This window comes from Blautia sp. NSJ-140, from assembly GCF_022868965.1.
In the GTDB taxonomy this organism is placed as follows: Bacteria; Bacillota; Clostridia; order Lachnospirales; family Lachnospiraceae; genus Blautia_A.
On record NZ_JALIFS010000002.1, the window covers coordinates 186,222 to 205,234 of the forward strand.

At 45.6% G+C, this 19,013-nt stretch carries 16 protein-coding genes; 14 read left to right on the forward strand and 2 right to left on the reverse strand.

Features of this window, described 5'->3' with window-relative positions:
* Window positions 1–13 precede the first annotated feature (13 nt).
* The 13 genes from MUB50_RS03295 to MUB50_RS03355 all read left to right on the forward strand — a co-directional run bounded on the left by MUB50_RS03295 (window position 14) and on the right by MUB50_RS03355 (window position 15,040).
* Window positions 14–799: a 5-deoxy-glucuronate isomerase gene (locus tag MUB50_RS03295; protein WP_118513342.1), complete on the forward strand. Its 786-nt coding sequence runs from the start codon at window positions 14–16 to the stop codon at window positions 797–799.
* Between the two features lie 95 nt (window positions 800–894).
* Window positions 895–2,046: an iron-containing alcohol dehydrogenase gene (locus tag MUB50_RS03300; RefSeq protein WP_118513341.1), complete on the forward strand. Its 1,152-nt coding sequence runs from the start codon at window positions 895–897 to the stop codon at window positions 2,044–2,046.
* Window positions 2,047–2,165: 119 nt separating this feature from the next.
* Window positions 2,166–3,113: a substrate-binding domain-containing protein gene (locus MUB50_RS03305; RefSeq protein WP_244790080.1), complete on the forward strand. Its 948-nt coding sequence runs from the start codon at window positions 2,166–2,168 to the stop codon at window positions 3,111–3,113.
* Window positions 3,114–3,350: 237 nt separating this feature from the next.
* The gene (locus MUB50_RS03310) at window positions 3,351–4,718 is read left to right on the forward strand and encodes an MFS transporter (protein ID WP_244790082.1); all 1,368 of its coding nucleotides are present in this window, start codon (window positions 3,351–3,353) and stop codon (window positions 4,716–4,718) included.
* Window positions 4,719–4,854: 136 nt separating this feature from the next.
* Window positions 4,855–6,594 (forward strand): cache domain-containing sensor histidine kinase, encoded by a 1,740-nt coding sequence (locus tag MUB50_RS03315; RefSeq protein ID WP_244790084.1) that lies wholly within the window; start codon window positions 4,855–4,857, stop codon window positions 6,592–6,594.
* A complete protein-coding gene (locus MUB50_RS03320; protein ID WP_244790086.1) occupies window positions 6,594–8,180 on the forward strand; it encodes a response regulator transcription factor in 1,587 nt (528 codons plus the stop codon). Before MUB50_RS03315 ends, MUB50_RS03320 begins: the two co-directional genes overlap by 1 nt.
* Before the next feature lie 15 nt (window positions 8,181–8,195).
* Window positions 8,196–9,239: a LacI family DNA-binding transcriptional regulator gene (locus MUB50_RS03325; RefSeq protein WP_244790087.1), complete on the forward strand. Its 1,044-nt coding sequence runs from the start codon at window positions 8,196–8,198 to the stop codon at window positions 9,237–9,239.
* Window positions 9,240–9,911: 672 nt separating this feature from the next.
* A complete protein-coding gene (iolG, locus tag MUB50_RS03330; protein WP_118513335.1) occupies window positions 9,912–10,925 on the forward strand; it encodes an inositol 2-dehydrogenase in 1,014 nt (337 codons plus the stop codon).
* Window positions 10,926–10,950: 25 nt separating this feature from the next.
* Window positions 10,951–11,850 carry a myo-inosose-2 dehydratase gene (gene iolE / locus MUB50_RS03335; protein ID WP_244790089.1) on the forward strand — a complete coding sequence of 300 codons (900 nt, stop codon included), beginning with the start codon at window positions 10,951–10,953 and terminating at the stop codon, window positions 11,848–11,850.
* Window positions 11,851–12,009: 159 nt separating this feature from the next.
* Window positions 12,010–12,855, forward strand: a complete 846-nt coding sequence (locus tag MUB50_RS03340) for a class II fructose-bisphosphate aldolase (protein WP_244790092.1) — start codon at window positions 12,010–12,012, stop codon at window positions 12,853–12,855.
* Window positions 12,856–12,957: 102 nt separating this feature from the next.
* Window positions 12,958–14,145 (forward strand): 23S rRNA (uracil(1939)-C(5))-methyltransferase RlmD, encoded by a 1,188-nt coding sequence (gene rlmD, locus MUB50_RS03345; protein ID WP_244790093.1) that lies wholly within the window; start codon window positions 12,958–12,960, stop codon window positions 14,143–14,145.
* 30 nt (window positions 14,146–14,175) lie between these two features.
* Window positions 14,176–14,409 (forward strand): hypothetical protein, encoded by a 234-nt coding sequence (locus MUB50_RS03350; RefSeq protein ID WP_244790095.1) that lies wholly within the window; start codon window positions 14,176–14,178, stop codon window positions 14,407–14,409.
* Window positions 14,372–15,040, forward strand: a complete 669-nt coding sequence (locus MUB50_RS03355; RefSeq protein WP_182466177.1) for a hybrid sensor histidine kinase/response regulator — start codon at window positions 14,372–14,374, stop codon at window positions 15,038–15,040. Before MUB50_RS03350 ends, MUB50_RS03355 begins: the two co-directional genes overlap by 38 nt.
* A gap of 79 nt (window positions 15,041–15,119) precedes the next feature.
* Here the strand turns inward: MUB50_RS03355 and eutJ are convergent, their stop codons facing one another.
* On the reverse strand, window positions 15,120–15,944 hold the full coding sequence (gene eutJ, locus MUB50_RS03360; protein ID WP_118513331.1) for an ethanolamine utilization protein EutJ: 825 nt from the start codon (window positions 15,942–15,944) through the stop codon (window positions 15,120–15,122).
* Between the two features lie 39 nt (window positions 15,945–15,983).
* A complete protein-coding gene (locus tag MUB50_RS03365; protein ID WP_118513330.1) occupies window positions 15,984–18,116 on the reverse strand; it encodes a glycogen debranching protein in 2,133 nt (710 codons plus the stop codon).
* Window positions 18,117–18,269: 153 nt separating this feature from the next.
* Between MUB50_RS03365 and MUB50_RS03370 the strand changes: the two genes are divergently transcribed.
* Window positions 18,270–18,959 carry a Crp/Fnr family transcriptional regulator gene (locus MUB50_RS03370; protein WP_147419218.1) on the forward strand — a complete coding sequence of 230 codons (690 nt, stop codon included), beginning with the start codon at window positions 18,270–18,272 and terminating at the stop codon, window positions 18,957–18,959.
* Window positions 18,960–19,013 lie beyond the last annotated feature (54 nt).

Genomic DNA, 19,013 nt, shown 5'->3' on the forward strand with positions numbered 1-19,013 from the left:
GGGAGGTAAGAAAATGAGTAAAGTATTTGGTTATCCTGAATATGACGAAAAAGGTGAAAAGATTCTTACAACATACGATAATGAGTACAAGGCCATGATGATGGACATCCGTGTTTACCGTATGAAGGCAGGGGAGACAAGAACATTTTTAAGAGAGGGTGAGGAGACAGCAGTTCTCCTCCTCTCCGGAAATATCACCTATAAATGGAACGGAAACGAAGCAGCAGCAACCAGAAAAGATGTGTTCACAGAGGGACCTTGGTGCGTTCATGGATGTACAGGAACTGAGATCGCAGTTGTGGCAAATGCGGAGTCACAGATCCTTGTCCAGTGCACAAAGAATGAGAAAGATTTCGGTGCAAGGCTTTACAAACCGGAAGACGCTCCATGGGGATATTCCAGTGTAGGAAAATTCGGAAACGTGGCAAAGAGAAGAGTAAATACGATTTTTGATCACGACATTTCACCGGAATCCAATATGGTACTTGGTGAGGTTCTCAATGACAGAGGAAACTGGTCCGGATACCTGCCGCACAGACATCCGCAGCCTGAGACATACTTCTTCAAATTTGATCATCCGGAGGGATTCGGAGCAAGCTTTGTCGGTGACCAGGTATTTAAGAGCACAGATGAGAGCTTTTCCGCAATTCCAGGGGGAGAGCTTCATCCGCAGGCAGTTGCACCTGGATATCAGATGTATACATGCTGGATGATCCGCCACATTGACGGAAATCCGTGGCTGCAGACAGACCGTTGCGAGGATGAGAGATATACCTGGCTTCATGACGCCGAGTTTTAAGGATGCGGAGATACTGATACTGGGTTGTAAATAGCAGGCAGTAGACCTGCTGCTATTATGAAAAAAATTGTACTGACTGAAGGGAGATTTTGACAATGGCAAGAGAATTTATTGTACCTGGAGAAATTATTTCCGGTTCCGGAGCACTGGACATGGCAGAAGACGCACTGAAACTCCTTGGTAAAAAAGCTCTGATCGTAACCGATAAAGTAATGATCGACCTGGGAAATTGTGCAAAAGTTGAGAAGGCGCTGACAAATCAGGGCATTGCATACAGCATTTATTCTGACATCTGCGGTGAGCCGACAGATACCATGATCGAAAAAGGCTTACAGATCTATAAAGATGAGAATTGTGACTTCCTGGTAGCTCTGGGAGGCGGAAGCCCCATTGACTCTATGAAAGCCATCGGCTCATTGGTAGTAAATGGTGGAAGCATTTCCGACTATATGGGAAAAGTGATCGATGTAAAGATGCCGCCAATGGCAGCGATCCCTACCACAGCAGGAACGGGATCTGAGGCAACACAGTTCACGATCATCACTGACACCAAAAAAGACATCAAGATGCTTCTTAAAGGCAAAGTTCTCATGCCGGATCTTGCAATTATCGACCCGCAGTTTACTATGACTGCACCTCCAAAGATCACAGCAGCAACAGGTCTTGATGCACTTTGTCACTGTGTGGAAGCTTATACATCCAGAAAAGCACAGACACTTTCCGATACTTTTGCAGTATCTGCAGTAAAGAGAATCTTTAAATATCTTCCGGTTGCATACAAAGACGGAAAGAATGAAGAAGCCCGTGTACAGATGTCTGTAGCTGCTCTTGAGGCAGGAATCGCATTCAACAACGCATCTGTTACCATTATCCACGGAATGAGCCGTCCGATCGGAGCATTGTTCCATGTAGCACATGGACTTTCCAATGCTATGCTTCTGAAAGAGTGCCTTACCTTTGCACTTCCTGGAGCATACGACAGATTCGGAGCTCTGGGACGTGATATCGGTGTGGCAGATGCATCTGATTCTGATCAGGAAGCAGCTGAGAAATTCCTGAAAGCAGTAGAGGCACTTGTAAATGAGCTGGATACTCCGACTCTGGAACAGTTCGGTATCAATAAAGAAGAGTTCTTCAACGTTATCGACAAAATGGCACATGATGCTATGGACAGTGGAAGTCCTCAGAATACCATGCGTGATGTAACAGAAGAAGAAGTAAAAGAAATCTACAGAAAACTCTGGTAAAATGCAAATGCAAACCTTGCGTTGCCAGATAAGAAAAGACTCCGGACCGGAGAAAAAGGCTCCGGAGTCTTTTTTCCCGTGGCAAATACAGCAGCAAAAGAAAAGGAGGCATATCCTTCGTGAGAAAAAAATATATCTGTATTCTGGCGGCAGTTATAGGATTTTGCAGCCTTTCCGGATGCGGGTCTTCTGCAAAGAAAACAGAAGAAGAGCAGGTAACGATCGGTGTTGTTACAAAATCTAAAAGCAGTGAATATTGGTTGTCTGTCTGTGACGGAATGAAAGATGCGGCAGAAAAATATCATGCAGATGTGGTGATTCTGTCCCCGGATTCCGAAACAGAAGAAGAGGTTCAGAAAAATATGATCCGGGATCTTCTGAAAACCGATATCCAGGCGATAGCAGTTTCTCCTATAGATTCCTATGAATGCGAAGATTATTTAAATTTTGCAAGAGAAAAGGGGATTTCTGTATATGCCTGTGATACTCCCATAGAGGATTCAGAAATCCCTTATATTGGTATTGACAATGAAAAGCTGGGTTATGAGCTGGGTGAGCAGCTTGCAAAGGCGCTTGATCATAAAGGAAAGATCGGTGTGATCGCAGGTGATTTTAAACAGGCGGGTCACCGGATGCGTGTTACCGGTTTTGAAAAATATATGGAAAAAGAGCCTGGGATCACCATTGAGATGGTTCGGAGCGGATACAGTAATATGCGGGTTTCCCAGAAGGATGTGGATGAGATCCTGGGGAAATATCCGGATCTTAACGGAATCATGACCACAAGTGCAGTGACGGCTCTGGGGCTTTCAGAGGCAACTGAAGGACGGGAGATTTCCATTGTTTCCGTAGATGCTCAGGAAGATGCCTTGAAAGCGGTTCGGGATGGGCGCATCGTGGCGCTTGGTGCGCAGTCCGGCTATCAGATCGGTTACGAAACCATCCGGTATATTGTGAAGGATTTGGAGGGAGAGGGAACAGGAGAAGATGAGATTCTGGATTCCCAGGTGCTTACCGAAGAAAATATTGATACATATATGAAGGATGACAGACATTCTCATCCCTGATACAAGCAGGTTTCCATCCAAAAATAAAACACAAAACATAAAAATAGGACAAAAGAAGGATGTAGAGATAGCAGAATCAGAAAAACTTTGGTACAGATTTAACAGTCAGGTAAAAATAATACCGAAAAAACTAAAATTTCTCATACTTTGATAATCCCGTATTTTCGATAAAATAGAATCATCAAAAGGAAAGCGAAAATAAAAAAACGAAAAGAAATGAAAGGGCGGGATAATAAGATGGAGAAGAAAAAACTTTCGGTATCAACAGGGCTGTGTTATGCTGGAGGAGATGTAGGGTGTAATATCGTGTTCGGAATGATCGGAACACTGCTGACGCTGTTTTACACAGATTATGTGGGGATAAGCGCAGCAACAGTAGGACTGGTAATGTTACTTTCCAGATGCTTTGATGGATTTTCCGATCTGGTCATGGGTGTCATTGTAGAAAGGACCAATTCCAAATGGGGAAAATCAAGACCCTGGCTTCTGTGGATGAGCATTCCGTTTGCACTGTCAGCAGTACTGCTTTTCACAGTGCCGCGTACAACAGGGATGCTTCAGTTTCTGTATCTCTTTGTAACCTATAACTTTTGTACGACCATATGCTATACAGCGATCAATCTTCCATATGGAAGTCTTTCTTCAATGATGATCCGTGAATCATCAGAAAGAGATAAACTCAGTGTATTGAGAATGGGACTGTCACCTCTCGGAAAGATCGTTGCAGCAACCTGTACACTGCCGCTTGTTAAGGTTATGGGGAATGACCAGGCTGCATGGATCAAGGTTATGAGTGTATGGGCAGTGCTTGCACTTGCACTTCTGCTTCTCTGCTTCTTCAAATGTGAGGAGAAGGTTCAGATCGAAGCAAGAAAGAAAGATGAGAAGCTTCCGATTCTGACAATGCTGAAGGCGCTTTTTACAAATCAGTATTTCTGGGCAGTAATGCTTCTGTGGACAGTACAGAGTGTATCCTTTACGATCACAGGAACCATTCTTCCGTACTACTGCAAATATATTTTTAACAATGACACATGGATGTACAGCGCACTGTTCCTTACAGAAACATTGGTTCTGGTAGCGGGAATCTTTATCTGCTCACCGTTGATCAAGAAATTCGGAAAAAGAAATATCGCATTTGTCGGCGGATTTGTTGCACTTGGCGGACAGGTTCTGTTTTTCCTGAATCCATACAGCTTCGGTTTCATGGTTATGAGCTGTGTCACACGTGCCATCGGACTTGCTCCACTGAACGCAGTTGTATTCAGTATGGTTGGTGATGTAGTAGAGTTCGGACAGTGGAAAAACCATATCCGTCAGGAAAGCCTGATCTTTGCAGGCGGTTCCATCGGAACAAAAGTTGGTGCAGGTCTTGCCTCCGCAGTGATCACAGGTCTTTTAAGCAGTTCCGGATATGTAAGCTCATCTGCAGGAATAACTGCACAGCCGGAAACAGCACTGGAGATGATCGTTTCTCTTTATAAATTTGGACCGATCCTCATTGCAGCAGTGATCATTGTAACGCTTTTCGGATATAAGCTTGACAAAATGTATCCGGCGATCATGCAGGAGCTTACCGAGCGCGAGGCACACGGACAGTTATAAACATTTTATTGTAAAACATATATTCAACCGCAAACAGGAAATCAGGCAGGGGTAGGATACTCCTGCTGTTTCCTGCGTTTATGGGCATATAGCATAGAGGGAGGCGTATATCCGCTTTACGGAAGGGAGGAGTTCTATGTTAAAAAGTATCCGGGCAAAGATATTACTGGCGATCCTGGCAGTAACCATGTTTACTGCCTGTTCTCTTACGGTGGTATTTTATTTTCGGGCAGCAGGGATGATCGAAGAAAATTATTCAGGTATCCTGTACGGACGGATGCAGCAGACCATAAAAGATCTGGACGAATCCCTGAAAGAGATTTATTATGTGAATACGAGAACTGCCTGGGATACAGGTATACGGAATAATGCGAAGGAGTACAGCCGTACCGGAAATGAAAACAGCCTGGAAAATATGGCCGGGCTTCTCCGGGAACACAGTCGGGAATACAAAGATATCAACTCCCTTTACTTTGTCTTTCCAGACAAAAAAACGGCTGTGACTTCTGAGGAATTTCCGGTAAACAAGCAGGGGATTTCAGGAGAACATATCGAGGGATTGGAAAAAATACAGGAGTTGGATTCCTTTCCGGTTCTTGTGGAATCTCCGATCCATGAAGGCAGCAGCTTTCTTTCTGTGATCCAGAAGGTAGAGGATGATAACGGAGAGATTCTGGGTTATGTTGTCGCAGATATCAGGGAACGGGCAATTTATTACGAATATCTGGAAGCTGTCAATGATGAAAAGATCACCAGAATAGTTCTGGTAGACAGAAATGATGAAATCGTGACATCCGGAGACTACAGTGACATTGGAAAAACATTTCCGGAGATTACGGATCATGATGTTCCAAATATGGAAGGCTATGCAGAAAAAAACGGTGTGATCTCTTTTTTCAGCAGAGGCAGCTTTTCAGATTGCGGCTTATATCTGGAAGTACCGAAAAAAGAAGTTTTAAGCGGACTTTCCGGGATGCGGCTCTTTCTGATCGGAATATTTGGTGCAGTTTTTGTGGCAGCTGTGCTGCTGGCACTGTGGCTCTCCAGAGTAGTCTGCGGCCCGCTCAGATCCATGACTGGCACTGTTGAGAAGGTTGGTGAAGGAGATCTGAGTCTCCGTACAGAAGTGACTACTGCTGATGAGATCGGAACCCTCGGAAAAGAATTCAACCACATGCTGGATTATATCGAAGCTCTGATCGCCCAGGTGATCGAAGAGGAACAGCAGAAAAAAGACGCAGAACTGGAAGCACTGCAGTATCAGATCACACCGCATTTTATGTATAATACATTGAACTCCATTAAATTTGCTGCATTTCTGAAAGGGGAAAAAGAGCTGGCAGGGCTCATCGGAGATTTTGTGGAGCTTTTGCAGGCCAGCATCAACAAAAAGGGAAGCTTCCTTTCTGTTGCCGATGAGATCCATATACTGAAAAATTATATCCATCTGCAGGATTTTCGCTATCAGGGAAGCTTTCAGGTGGAATATGAGATCTCTGAGGATGCATACCGGTGCTATATTCCGAGACTGATCCTTCAGCCGCTTGTGGAGAATGCTCTTCTTCATGGGATCGACATCAAGCGGCAAACAGGAAAGATCTGGATCAGCGGAAACGTAAGTGAAGGAAAGCTGATCCTCATAGTAAAGGATAACGGCAGAGGAATGACAAAAGAGCAGATCCGAGATCTCTTTAACAGCCATGCAAAAAAAACAAATGGACTTTCCGCAGTGGGGGTTCCAAATGTAAAAGAACGCCTGGAGCTTTATTACGGGACACAGGGAGGAATGGAATACGCAAGCAGTGGAAACGGTACGGAGGTCACGGTATTTCTGCCTGCGATCTATGATATGCCTGAAGAAGGGAGAAAAAATTAATGTACAGAACACTGGTGGCAGATGATGATTTTCTTGTAAGGAGCTATCTCAAAACCCTGGATTCCTGGGAAAAAGCAGGATATGAGATCGTGGATGATGCAGAAGACGGGGAGGAAGCTTATGGATTTCTTCAGAAAGAAAAAATCGATGTTCTTGTGACGGATCTTACCATGCCTGTGATGGATGGAATTGAGCTGATCAGAAAGATCCGTGAGGAAAACAGAGATATCTATATTATCGTGCTCAGCTGTCACGATGATTTTGAATATGTAAAAGAGGCCATGCGTCTTGGGGCGGATGAATATGTATTAAAGAACAGTCTGGATGAGGACAGTCTTTATGACACTCTGGAAAAATCAGCCCGACTGATCGAGAACCGCAGAAAAAAAAGCCAGGAACAGGCCCGGACGAGAAAGCTGATCCATCTGGGAAGTCACGCTCTGAAGTATTATTTTTTTAACGGACTGATCTCGGGAATGCTGAAAAATCAGGCACGTGAGGAAAAGCGTGTGGAAGCCGGAATCGCCGGGAAATATTTTAACAGTGCTGTGATCTGTATGTTTATGGAGAAATGGGCGGAGCGTGAAAGGCAGTGGACGCCGCTGGAAGTAGAACAGTACTCCCATCATTTTCGCCACAGATTGCTGGAACGTACGGAGGAGCTTCTTGGGACAGAAAGTGAATTTACGGAAGTGATCTATCTTGGCGCAGGAATCTTTTGCTGCTTTCTTGATCTTTCCGGAGATTGCAGGACATCGGCCATGCAGCAGAGGCTGACAGAGTCTGCTGCAATCTGTTACAGACACTGCCAGGAGGAACTCTGGGATTTCGGCATCAGCGTCAGCAGTGTCTGCATGGGAGAAGATGGAATCCGTCAGGCTTATCAGCAGGCCAGAGAAATGATGAAACTTCATTTTTATGAGAAAAAAGAGATCCTTTATTTTGAAGGAAGGAAGAAAGCGGACAGTGTTTTACCGGAAAGTGCTGAGAAGCTGGAAGGGCAGATTTCCAGGCTGAAGGCAGGGAAAGACCGAAAGAAAGCGGAGGAACTCTGGACACAGGTTCTCGCTGACTGTCAGGACCGCTATACCGATGGAAGACTTCTGGTACAGTGGCTTAAAAAATTGAATCAGACAGCCGGAATTGAGAAAGAGCCCATTTGGTATGGAGATATCGAAAGTTTTGAGAAATTCAGGGAAAAGGGCAGTGCCTGTATTTCACAGCTTTTTGTGGGGGAAGAGGATGCTGTTCCGGAGGGGATCTCTGCTGCTGTGAAAAAAGCACTGGAGTTTATCCGGGAACATTATGAAGCACCGATCAGCCTTCAGGATGCAGCAGATGCGGCGGAGGTGAATCCTGCTTATCTCAGTTATCTTTTCAAACAGGAGATGAAGATCGGTTTTTCTAATTATGTGCAGGAACTTCGAATCGACTGTGCAAAGAAGCTTCTTTCAGAAACAAACTGTAAAGTTAAGGATGTGGCATTGCGTTCCGGTTTTGGAGATTATCATTATTTTTCCAAGACATTTAAGAAGTTTACGGGCTTAAGTCCTGCGGAATACAGAAAAGAATCCGGATTATCATAGAAAGAGGTGCTTAGTATGGGAGTTACTATAAGGCAGATTGCGGAAGCTGCCGGTGTTTCCAGAGGTACTGTTGACAGAGCGTTAAATAACAGGGGCAGGATCCGGCCGGAGGTTGCTGAGAGGATCCGTGCCATCGCTGATGAGATGGGGTATAAGCCGAATCAACTGGGCCGTGCTCTATCCATGAGCAGAAATAATATTAAGATTGGCGTGATCCTGCAGGGTGCGGAAACCCCTTTTATGAAGGAGGTTCTGAAGGGAATCCAGGAGGCGTGCGCTGAGGTGGATAATCTTGGTGGTACAGTCCTGGTCCATAAGATCGAGCATCAGAATGCTGAGGATGTTATTCGTGCCATGGAGAAGATGCGGATGGAAGAGGTTAGTGGTATTGCAATGGTTCCTTTGGATGAGGAAAGTGTGAAAAGGGAAATTGACCGGTTTGTGGAGGAACTTCGGATCCCGGTGGTGACGTTTACTTCGGATGTGGAGGATACGAAAAGGCTTTGCTTTGTAGGGCAGAACGGTGTGCAGTGTGGTCGTGCGGCTGCGGGGCTTATGGGGGAACTGACCGGTGGAAAAGGAAAGGTTGCTGTGATTTCCGGCTATAGTACCAATACTTCTCTGAGCAGCAGAGTGACTGGATTCCGTGAGGAAATGGTGCGTAAGTATCCAGGGATTGAGATCATTGGGCCGGAGTATTGCTTTGAGGAGAATGGCCGGGCCAGGGAGATTACGGAAGGGATATTTAAGGAGGTTCCGAATCTTGACGGGATATATCTTACTTCTCATGGTGAGGAGGGGGTGTGTGAGGCGATTGCCGGAGAAGGGAAAGCTGGTCAGGTGAAGATGGTTGCCAATGATTTTATGGGGCGGAATTATGAGCTGATGAGAGAAGGATTTATTCATTTTCTGATCGGGCAGGATGCCAGGATACAAGGGTATGAGCCGGTGATGATTTTGTTCCGGCTGCTGTTTAACGGGGAAAAGCCGGAGAGGGAGAAGATTTTTACGGAAATATATATAAGGAATGAGTATACGATTCCGGAGGGGAGACACTGAAGTGGGGTGTCTCCTTTTTTTGTGCGGAGGGACGCCGCGGAAGGGGATGCTGTCTGGTCTGCGGCTTCGTCGGGGGCTGGCTTCTAGGACGCCGGAAATCTGCTAAAAGCGTTTTTCAAAAGTCCGAACTCGCGGCCTGCTGCCGCTCAGACAGCGGACTTTTGAAAAACAACGCAGCTTTCCGCCGTCCAAGAATCAGCTCCCCTCCTGCAGAAGCAGAGCCAGACAGCATCCCCTTCCGCGGCTGGTGCTTCCAGCGAGAAAAAATGTCGTTTGACGATAGGGTGTGGGTCGTCAGCGCTGCGCTGGACGACTGCAAGGGCTGAGTTTGCACCTGTTTGCCGGGAGAGTTGTGGGCATCGGCGCTGCACTGGATGCTTGGAGATGGTGGGGTGTGATGCTGCGCTGGATGCTTGGTGGTGGGGCGTGGGATGATTAGGGTGATTGTATGGGGATGTGTTGGAGATGTTTTCAGTGAAGTTGACCTAAAAATATTACATATTGTGGCTAAAAATAGTTCTCGTCATTTTTAATAGAAAAAAGATGGTAATATTGTACAATATTAGGGGTTGCGATTTGTGTGTTGCGATGATATTATATTAAGCATAAAGAGCGTGTTCGGACACGCAAAGAGATTACATTGGGAAAATAAATCAAAAGGAGATCAAAACTATGATTAAAGTTGGTATTATCGGAGCAGGTAGAATTGGTAGAGTTCATATCACCAGTATCACAACAAGGGTGCCGGATGCGATGATCAAGACGGTTGCAGATCCTTTCTTAAATGATGAGACTGCTGCATGGGCTAAGAGCATGGGTGTTGAGCACACGACTAAGGATTATAAGGAGATCATCAATGATCCTGAGATTTCCGCAGTTCTGATCTGTTCTTCTACAGATACTCATTCTCCGATTTCTGTAGAGGCTATTAAGGCTGGCAAGCATGTTTTCTGTGAGAAACCGATCGATCATGACATCGCCAAGATCAAAGAGGTTATCGATGCTCTTGAGGGTACAAATCTGAAATATCAGGTTGGTTTTAACAGAAGATTCGACCATAACTTTGAGTCTCTTCAGCAGGCTGTTGCAGCTGGTAAGGTTGGTAAACCGGAGATCATCAAGATTACTTCCCGCGATCCTGAGCCGCCTAGCATTGATTATGTTAAGGTTTCCGGTGGCATGTTCCTGGATATGACAATTCATGATTTCGATATGGTTCGTTATCTTGCAGGCTGTGATGCTACAGAGGTTTATGTTCAGAGTGCAAATCTGGTTGATCCGGCTATTGGTGAGGCCGGGGATGTTGATACAGCTGTTATTACTCTTCAGATGGAGAATGGCGCTATTGCTGTTATTGATAACTGCAGAAGAGCTTCCTATGGCTATGATCAGAGAGCCGAGGTTTTCGGTTCTGATGGTATGGCTGCTATTTCCAATGACAGCCAGTCTTCCACAGTGATCAGCAATGCTGAGGGTGTTACAGGTGAGAAGCCGATGTTCTTCTTCCTTGAGAGATACATGGATGCTTATGGTAAAGAGGTTGCAGCATTTATTGATGCGATCGTTAATGACAAAGAGACACCTCTTAATGTTTATGATGGTCTGAAACCGGTATTAATGGGTCTTGCAGCTAAGAAATCCAGCGAGGAGCACAGACCGGTTAAGATTTCTGAGATTATGGAATAATTCAAATAAAAAGGAGAATTGACCAATGTTTGATAAGAATAAAGTAAAGCTTGGTATTGCACCAATTGCATGGACAAATGATGATATGCCAGATCTTGGCAAAGAGAATACTTTTGAGCAGTGTGTCAGTGAGATGGCTCTTGCCGGTTTTACAGGCTCCGAGGTTGGTAACAAGTATCCGAAGGATCCTGAGGTTCTTAAGAAGGCTCTTGAGCTTCGTGGTGTTGAGATCTGCAATCAGTGGTTCTCAAGCTTCCTGATCACCAAACCGTTTGAGGAGGTTGAGAAGGAGTTTCGTGCACAGCTTACTTTCCTGAAAGCTATGGGTGCGAAAGTGATCGGCGCATCTGAGCAGAGCCACAGTGTTCAGGGTCAGCTGGATACTCCGATCTTCGGCCATAAATATGTGATGAATGACCAGGAGTGGGATACTTTCTGCACAGGCATGAACAAACTTGGTAAGATCGCAAAAGAGGAGTATGGTATTGCCCTTACCTTCCATCACCATATGGGTACTGTTGTACAGAGCCTTGCTGAGGTTGACCGTATGATGGAGAATACAGATCCTGAATATGTAAGTCTTCTTTTTGATACCGGTCACTTTACATACTGTGGAGAGGATCCGCTTGAGGTTGTTAAGAAGTATGTTCACAGAATCAAACATGTTCATCTGAAAGACATCCGTCCGGAAGTTGTTGAGCAGGTTAAGAAAGAGAACATGAGCTTTCTTGCAGGCGTAAGAGCCGGTGCGTTCACAATTCCTGGAGATGGATGTATCAATTATGATCCGATCTTCAAAGTTCTGGAAGAGGCTGGCTATGAAGGATACATGGTTGTAGAGGCTGAGCAGGATCCGGCTAAGGCTAATCCGCTTGAGTATGCGATCCGTGCAAGAAAATTCATTGCCGAGAAGACAGGCTTATAATTACGACAGGGAAATAGGTGCATGCTGATGTACAGTTAAGCGGAATAAAGATGTCCGCTTTGCATAGGAAAAGCGGTATCAGCCAGTAGTGCTTTGACACCGCTTTTTTCTGTAAGAAGATGCAGACAGTGTACGATTAACAGGACAGGAGGATCAATCATGGCACTTGTGAAAATGAAAGATCTGCTGAAACGTGCCGAGGAGAAGAATATTGGCTGTGGTGCTTTCAGCGTTGGTAATATGGAGATGGTGAAAGGTGCGATCCGCGCTGCAGAAGAATTGAACACACCGATCATCCTTCAGATCGCGGAGGTTCGTCTCAAGAATTCCCCGCTTCATCTGATGGGGCCGATGATGGTACAGGCTGCAAAAGAAGCCAAGGTGGATGTGGCTGTCCATCTGGATCATGGTCTTACTTTTGAGACAGTTGACAAGGCTCTGGAGCTTGGTTTTACATCGGTTATGCTGGATGCTTCTACGCTTCCTTTTGAGGAAAATATCGCCAGAGTAAAGGCCGTTGTGGAGAAAGCACGTAAATACGGTGCTACAGTTGAGGCTGAGCTTGGACTTGTGGGCGGAAGTGAGGATGGAAGCTGTGACCACGGTATCCGCTGCACAGATCCGGATGATGCGGTCGTTTACGCAAGAGAGACAGGTATTGATGCACTTGCAGTTGCCATCGGTAATGCCCATGGTAATTATCCGGTAGCGCCGACGCTTGCTTTTGATGTATTGGAGAAGATCCATGAGAAAGTGGATATTCCGCTGGTTCTTCATGGCGGCAGTGGTATCACTGATAAAGATTTCCAGAGGGCGATCTCTCTTGGCATCCGTAAGGTGAATATTGCCACAGCAAGCTTTAACAGCCTGACAGCTCATGTGGAGAAATATATGGAGTCAACAGACAAGCATAATTTCTTTGACCTCAATGAGGCTATGGTACAGGGTACTTACGAGAATGTGAAGAGACATATTCTTGTATTTAATGAACCGTATCAGGAGTAGGCCAAGGATTTTCTTGTAAAAAAAGAAAAGGTCTGATAAGATGTTCTCAGTGAAAATAACTGGGAACATCTTTTTTGTGCCCATAAAAGAGGAGAGATAAAAATGGAACAGAAAGAGACTGTCTGTTCAGTTGCGAAGAAATGCGGCGGCTGCCGTTATCAGGGAGTACCTTATCAGGATCAGCTTCGCAAGAAACAGAAAATTACAGAGGGCCTTCTGAAGAAATTCGGTAAAGTTGAGCCGATCATCGGAATGGAAGATCCTTATTATTACAGAAATAAAGTGCATGCGGCGTTTGGCCGCGACCGGAAAGGGAATGTGACCTCCGGTATCTATGAGGAGAAGAGCCACAGGATCGTTTCTGTGGATGACTGTATGATCGAGGACAAAAAGAGCCAGGAGATCATCCGTACCATCCGTGGCATGCTGAAATCTTTTAAGATCAAGACTTATGATGAGGATACCGGATACGGACTCCTACGCCATGTACTGGTGCGGAGAGGTTTTTCCACAGGCGAGATCATGGTGGTCCTGGTTACGGTTTCCCCGATCTTTCCATCCAAGAATAACTTTGTAAAGGCTCTCCGCAAGGAGCATCCGGAGATCACAACAGTGGTCCTCAATGTCAATGACAGACAGACCAGCATGGTTCTCGGAGACCGGAATATTGTACTTTACGGACCGGGATTTATCAAAGACCGTCTTATGGGACTGAGCTTCCGCATTTCCCCGTCTTCTTTTTATCAGGTAAATCCTGTGCAGACGGAAGTTCTTTACGGAAAGGCCATGGAGTTTGCGGCAATGACAGGTAAAGAGCGGGTGATCGATGCCTACTGTGGTACAGGTACCATTGGGATCATTGCTTCCAGAAATGCCAGGGATGTCATTGGCGTGGAGCTGAACCGAGACGCCATCCGTGATGCCAGAATGAATGCCAGGGAGAACAGGATCCGGAATGTCCGTTTTGTTCCGGGGGATGCCGGCTGGTTTATGGAAGGTATGGCAGCAGAGGGGGAAAAAGTTGATGTTGTCCTTATGGATCCTCCACGTGCGGGAAGTGACCGCAAATTCCTGCATTCTCTTTTGAGTCTTTCTCCTGAGAAAATTGTTTATGTATCCTGTAATCCGGAAACCCTGGACAGGGATCTTGTATATCTCACAAAGAGGGATTACCTGGTGAAAAAGATGCAGCCGGTTGACATGTTCCCTGTTACCGATTCGGTGGAGGTCGTCTGCCTCCTGGAAAACCGCAGAACCCGTCCGGGGAAACGAAACGGCGGGAGAGCCTGACAAAAAATACAATATTATCGAGGGAAAAGTATGATTAAGAACAGGGGAAATTTATGCAGATATGTGGTGATGGTGTTATGTCTGCTGATAACCTTTACAATGCTTTCGGTTCCTGTGGCTGCTTCGGAAATGAAGACAGATACAGAATCGAAAACAGTCAGGGTAGGCTGGTATCCGGATTCCTACCATATTACCGGTGAAAATGGTGAACGAAGCGGATATGGTTATGAATATAAACGCAGATACCGGAATTGGAATGGATGAGGAATTTCTTAAACGTGCTTTTGAACCATACGCTCAGAAAAATAATACATCTCTTGACAGTATCAATGGAGTTGGTTTAGGATTGGCTATCGTGAAACAGATGGTGGAGCGGATGGGTGGCAGGATAAAGGTGGAGAGTAAAGTGAATGAGGGAACGAAATATACGATCCTTCTTCCGTTTAAGATCGATCCGGATCCTGTTATCCGGAAAAAAACAGAGGAGCCCGTATCACTGAAAGGAGTAAAAGCTCTTCTGGTAGAAGATAATAATCTGAATATGGAAATTTCAAAATTTTATTTGGAGCAGGAGGAAGTGGAAGTCTATACTGCCACAAATGGCCAGGAAGCTGTGGACATGTTCATGAAATCCAAAATCGGATTTTATGATATTATCCTGATGGATATTATGATGCCAATCATGGATGGACTGGAGGCAGCCAGACAAATCCGAAGTTCCAACCGGGCAGACGGGCTTGCAGTACCGATCATAGCCATGAGTGCCAATGCTTTTGAAGAAGATATAGAAAAAAGCCTGGCGGCCGGAATGAATGAGCATCTGATCAAACCACTGGATGGTTCGGAAGTTTCCGATACCATGAAAAAATATCTGGCAAATAAAATTGTGAAATAATATACAGGCAGTTCCTGCGGAATCAGAAAAAGATCCTGCAGGAACTGCCTGCTTTGTCTGTGCACGATATGAAAAAAATTTAGGCTTTTGGGAGTTCGCAGTGATATGCAATACCCAGTGGTGTGACGAGAAGAGGATGCACCGGTCTGTATACCGGGAGTTTCAGTTTCTTCTCGAAAACAGTGGTAAATTCTTTAAACATGGAAGATCCGCCTACAACATAAACGGCAGGAACCTGATATCCGTTTAAAAATTTCTCAGTGATCACAGCCATTTTTTCTACGGTAGCTTTGATGACAGGAAAAATTTCCTCTTCTTTTTCCGGAGTGGTTTTTAAAACTTCGGCTTCTTCGTAAGGAATCCTATAGTGACCGGCTACCGTCATGGTCATGTGGCTGCCTCCGGTAGCTTCATCGTCTGTGTAGATGACTTTCCCATCTTTTAAGATACTGATGCCGGTGGTGCCACCGCCCACATCCACAACTGCGCCGTCTGTGATCTTAAGGACAGCAGCGGCAGCAGTAGGTTCATCCACGATATTGGTAACTTCAAAACCGGCACCTTCCAGAACATAGCCGATGCTTTTGATGCTGCCTTCGGAAACTCCGGGAGGAATGGCAGCGGCACCGTAGAGAAGTTCTGTGCCAAGTTTTTCCTCCAGTTCATTTTTTAGCTTTGTCACAAGCTGGACGGATTCATAGTAATTGACGATCACGCCATCCTGGATGGCATGGGAAGGTGCGGAAATTCCGGCGATAGGACGGTTGTTCCGGTCAACGACAGCAAGAACGGTGTTGGCAGTACCGAGGTCAATGCCTGTTTTTAAGCGTCCGCGGAATTTTTTGCATTCTCCTGTTTTTACAAGCTCTGCGAAATTGGACAGAGTTCTGTTTTTCAGTTCCATTATACAATACCCCATTTCTGTTTGATGAGAATACCCTGATTAATAATTGCGCCCTGTAAAGATTGCTACCGATCTTGGACGCATGCAGAAATCGTGCTCAATGCGTGGTTCCTGGCCTTCTTCATAGAAATAACGACCTTCTCCGTCGCCAAAAGTATTGACACAGAGATACCATGCGCCAGGACGTGTAAGCTCCGGAAGTGTAACCGTTACATCTTCCCAGTATGCATTGATGACAATGTAGATCAGATCGTCGGCACCTTTGCGCTTGTCATAGCCTGCAAAACTTACAGCGAAGGTGTGTGCGTCTCGTGGAATCGTCACATCCTTTGCATCAACGTTGTGGGTGTGGATATTTTCCATACCGCACACTGCATTTGGAAGCTTACGGGAGATAACCGGATGATTTTTTCGGAACTGGATCATAAATTTGAAAAATTCGAAAAGATCATGATTTTTCTCAAGAAGATGCCAGTTGATCCAGGAAGTTTCGTTATCCTGACAGTAAGTGTTGTTATTTCCGTGTTTGGTGTTTCCGAATTCGTCACCTGCAAGGAACATCGGAGTTCCACGGCTGGACATGAGAACTGCACAGGCATTGCGGATCATGCGGAAGCGGAGAGAAAGAACTTCCGGGTTGGTGGAGTCACCTTCTTCACCACAGTTCCAGCTGCGGTTGTCGTTGGAACCGTCAGTATTGTTCCAGCCGTTTGCTTCGTTGTGTTTCTCATTGTAGGAATAAAGATCATACATGGTGAAACCATCGTGGCAGGTAAGGAAATTGACACAGGAGTTGTATCCTGCATAGTTGTCGTTGTGATCGGAATAAAAACCACCGTACAGGTCTCCGGAACCGGAAATGCTCCATGCGGCATCCCAGGCGTTCCAGAAATCTCCCTTCAGGAAGGAACGGAGACAGTCACGGTAACGGCCGTTCCACTCAGCCCATCTGCGGCTGGCAGGGAAAGAACCGACCTGATACAGTCCGCCCGCGTCCCAGGCCTCTGCGATCAGTTTGACATTTCGAAGGACCGGATCGTAAGCCAGAAGTTCTAGAAGCGGCGGATTGTTAAGAGGAGAACCGTCCTCATGGCGTCCCAGGATACTGGCAAGGTCGAAACGGAAACCGTCCACACGGTAGTTGATCGTCCAGTAACGTAAGCATTCCAGGATCATCTGCCGCACGATGGGATGGTTACAGTTCAGGGTGTTTCCACATCCGCTGAAATTGTAGTAATTTCCTTCCGGAGTCAGCATATAATAAACTTTATTGTCGAATCCTTTAAAACAGAAGGTTTTTCCAAGCTCATTTCCCTCGGCGGTGTGATTAAATACAACATCAAGGATGACTTCAATGCCATTTTCGTGAAGTTCACGGATTAGTTCTTTCAGCTCCGTTCCCTCGCAGTTATGTTCTGCCTTGGAAGCATAACTGGTGTTCGGAGAAAAGAAGTTTACGGAATTGTATCCCCAGTATTCCAGAAGACGTTTACCGTCTACAGTGCGGGCGTTCATGTTCTCATCGAATTCAAAGATCGGCATCAGTTCTACAGCGTTGATTCCCAGTCCTTTCAGATAAGGGATCTTTTCGCGTAGACCTGCAAAAGTTCCCGGGTGTGTGACACCGGAAGACGGATCCTGTGTAAAGCCGCGGACATGAAGTTCATAGATGATCAGATCGCTGATCTTACGGGTGGATTGGGGCATATCTTCCCAGTCAAAAGAATCACGTACAACACGGGCGTGATAGCTGCCGACTTTTTTCTGTCCCCACTCACGCTGTCCGGCAACTGCCTTGGCATAAGGGTCCAGAAGAACTTTTGTTTTATCGAAGATGTGGCCTTTTTCCGGTTCATAAGGGCCGTCAATGCGGTAGCCGTATTCCAGATCTTCGATGTCCAGTCCCATAACGACCATGGAATATACATCACCGATACGACAGGCATTGGGAAAAGGAAGAACTGCGAAAGGTTCCTCTTCTCCGGAGTGGAAAAGAAGAAGTTCGCAGGATGTACCGTGACGGGTATGTGCGGTAAAGTTGACTCCGTTGGAAAGAGGAGTAGCGCCATTTAATTCAAAAAAACCGGGACGTACAGGAAATCCCGCGATAATATCTGTGGGCCGGGATGTCAGTGTATTCTCAGAAAGCATAGTCTGATTCTGTGTTTTCATTTCCGGTATCCTCCTTGGTAGAATTTTTTACAAACAAAAAATATTATAACTGATTTTCAGAAAAAAGTACAGGCTGGGGTCTTATGAAGTTCGCAGGAGTTGACAGAGATTGCAGAAATATGGTAAAAACCTGTACAGAGATGAGGTGAAAAAGTGGAAGAAAAAAAAAGAGAAGAGTGGATGGCAGTTTTAAGAAAAAGCCGGCTCTGCAGAAATCTGGAAGAAACAGAGCTACTAAGCCTCATGGAGCGGGAAGGAACGGTACGGACTTATTCCAGAGGGAAGCGGATCTTTCAGGAAACAGACCGGCCGGATTCGGTTTATATGCTTCTTAGCGGAAGTGTGATCATTGCCAAAGAAACATTTTCCGGAAAAAGGATCCTTCTGGCTCAACTGGAAGATCCGGGTGCTTTGTTTGGGGAGGTTTATGCCTTTATGGGAAAATCTTCCTATGATATGTATGTGGAGACGCTGACGCAGACTTCTGTCCTGATCATGAGCAGCAGGATCTTTACGTACAGGGAAGAAAATAGTTTAAGCCGGAAACTGCGGGAAAATCTTCTTGAGGTTTTTGCCGGGAAGGCTTACAATATGAACCAGAAGCTTCGGATCCTGGGAAGTGGCAGTCTCCGTGAGAGGATCGTCCGTTTTCTTGTGGAATGCCAGGACAGTGAAGGGAAGATCCATATGAACCTGTCCAGAGAAGAGATGGCGGATCATTTAAACATCACCAGGCCGTCTCTTTCCAGAGAGCTGGGAAAGATGCAGGAAGAAGGAATCCTGGAACTTGACAGGCGTCAGATCCTTGTGAAAGATCAGGAAAAAATGGAGTTATATCTGTAAGGTAACATATGTTACCGAAGAATCTCCGGGATTTTTGTATGATGTCAGTGAAAA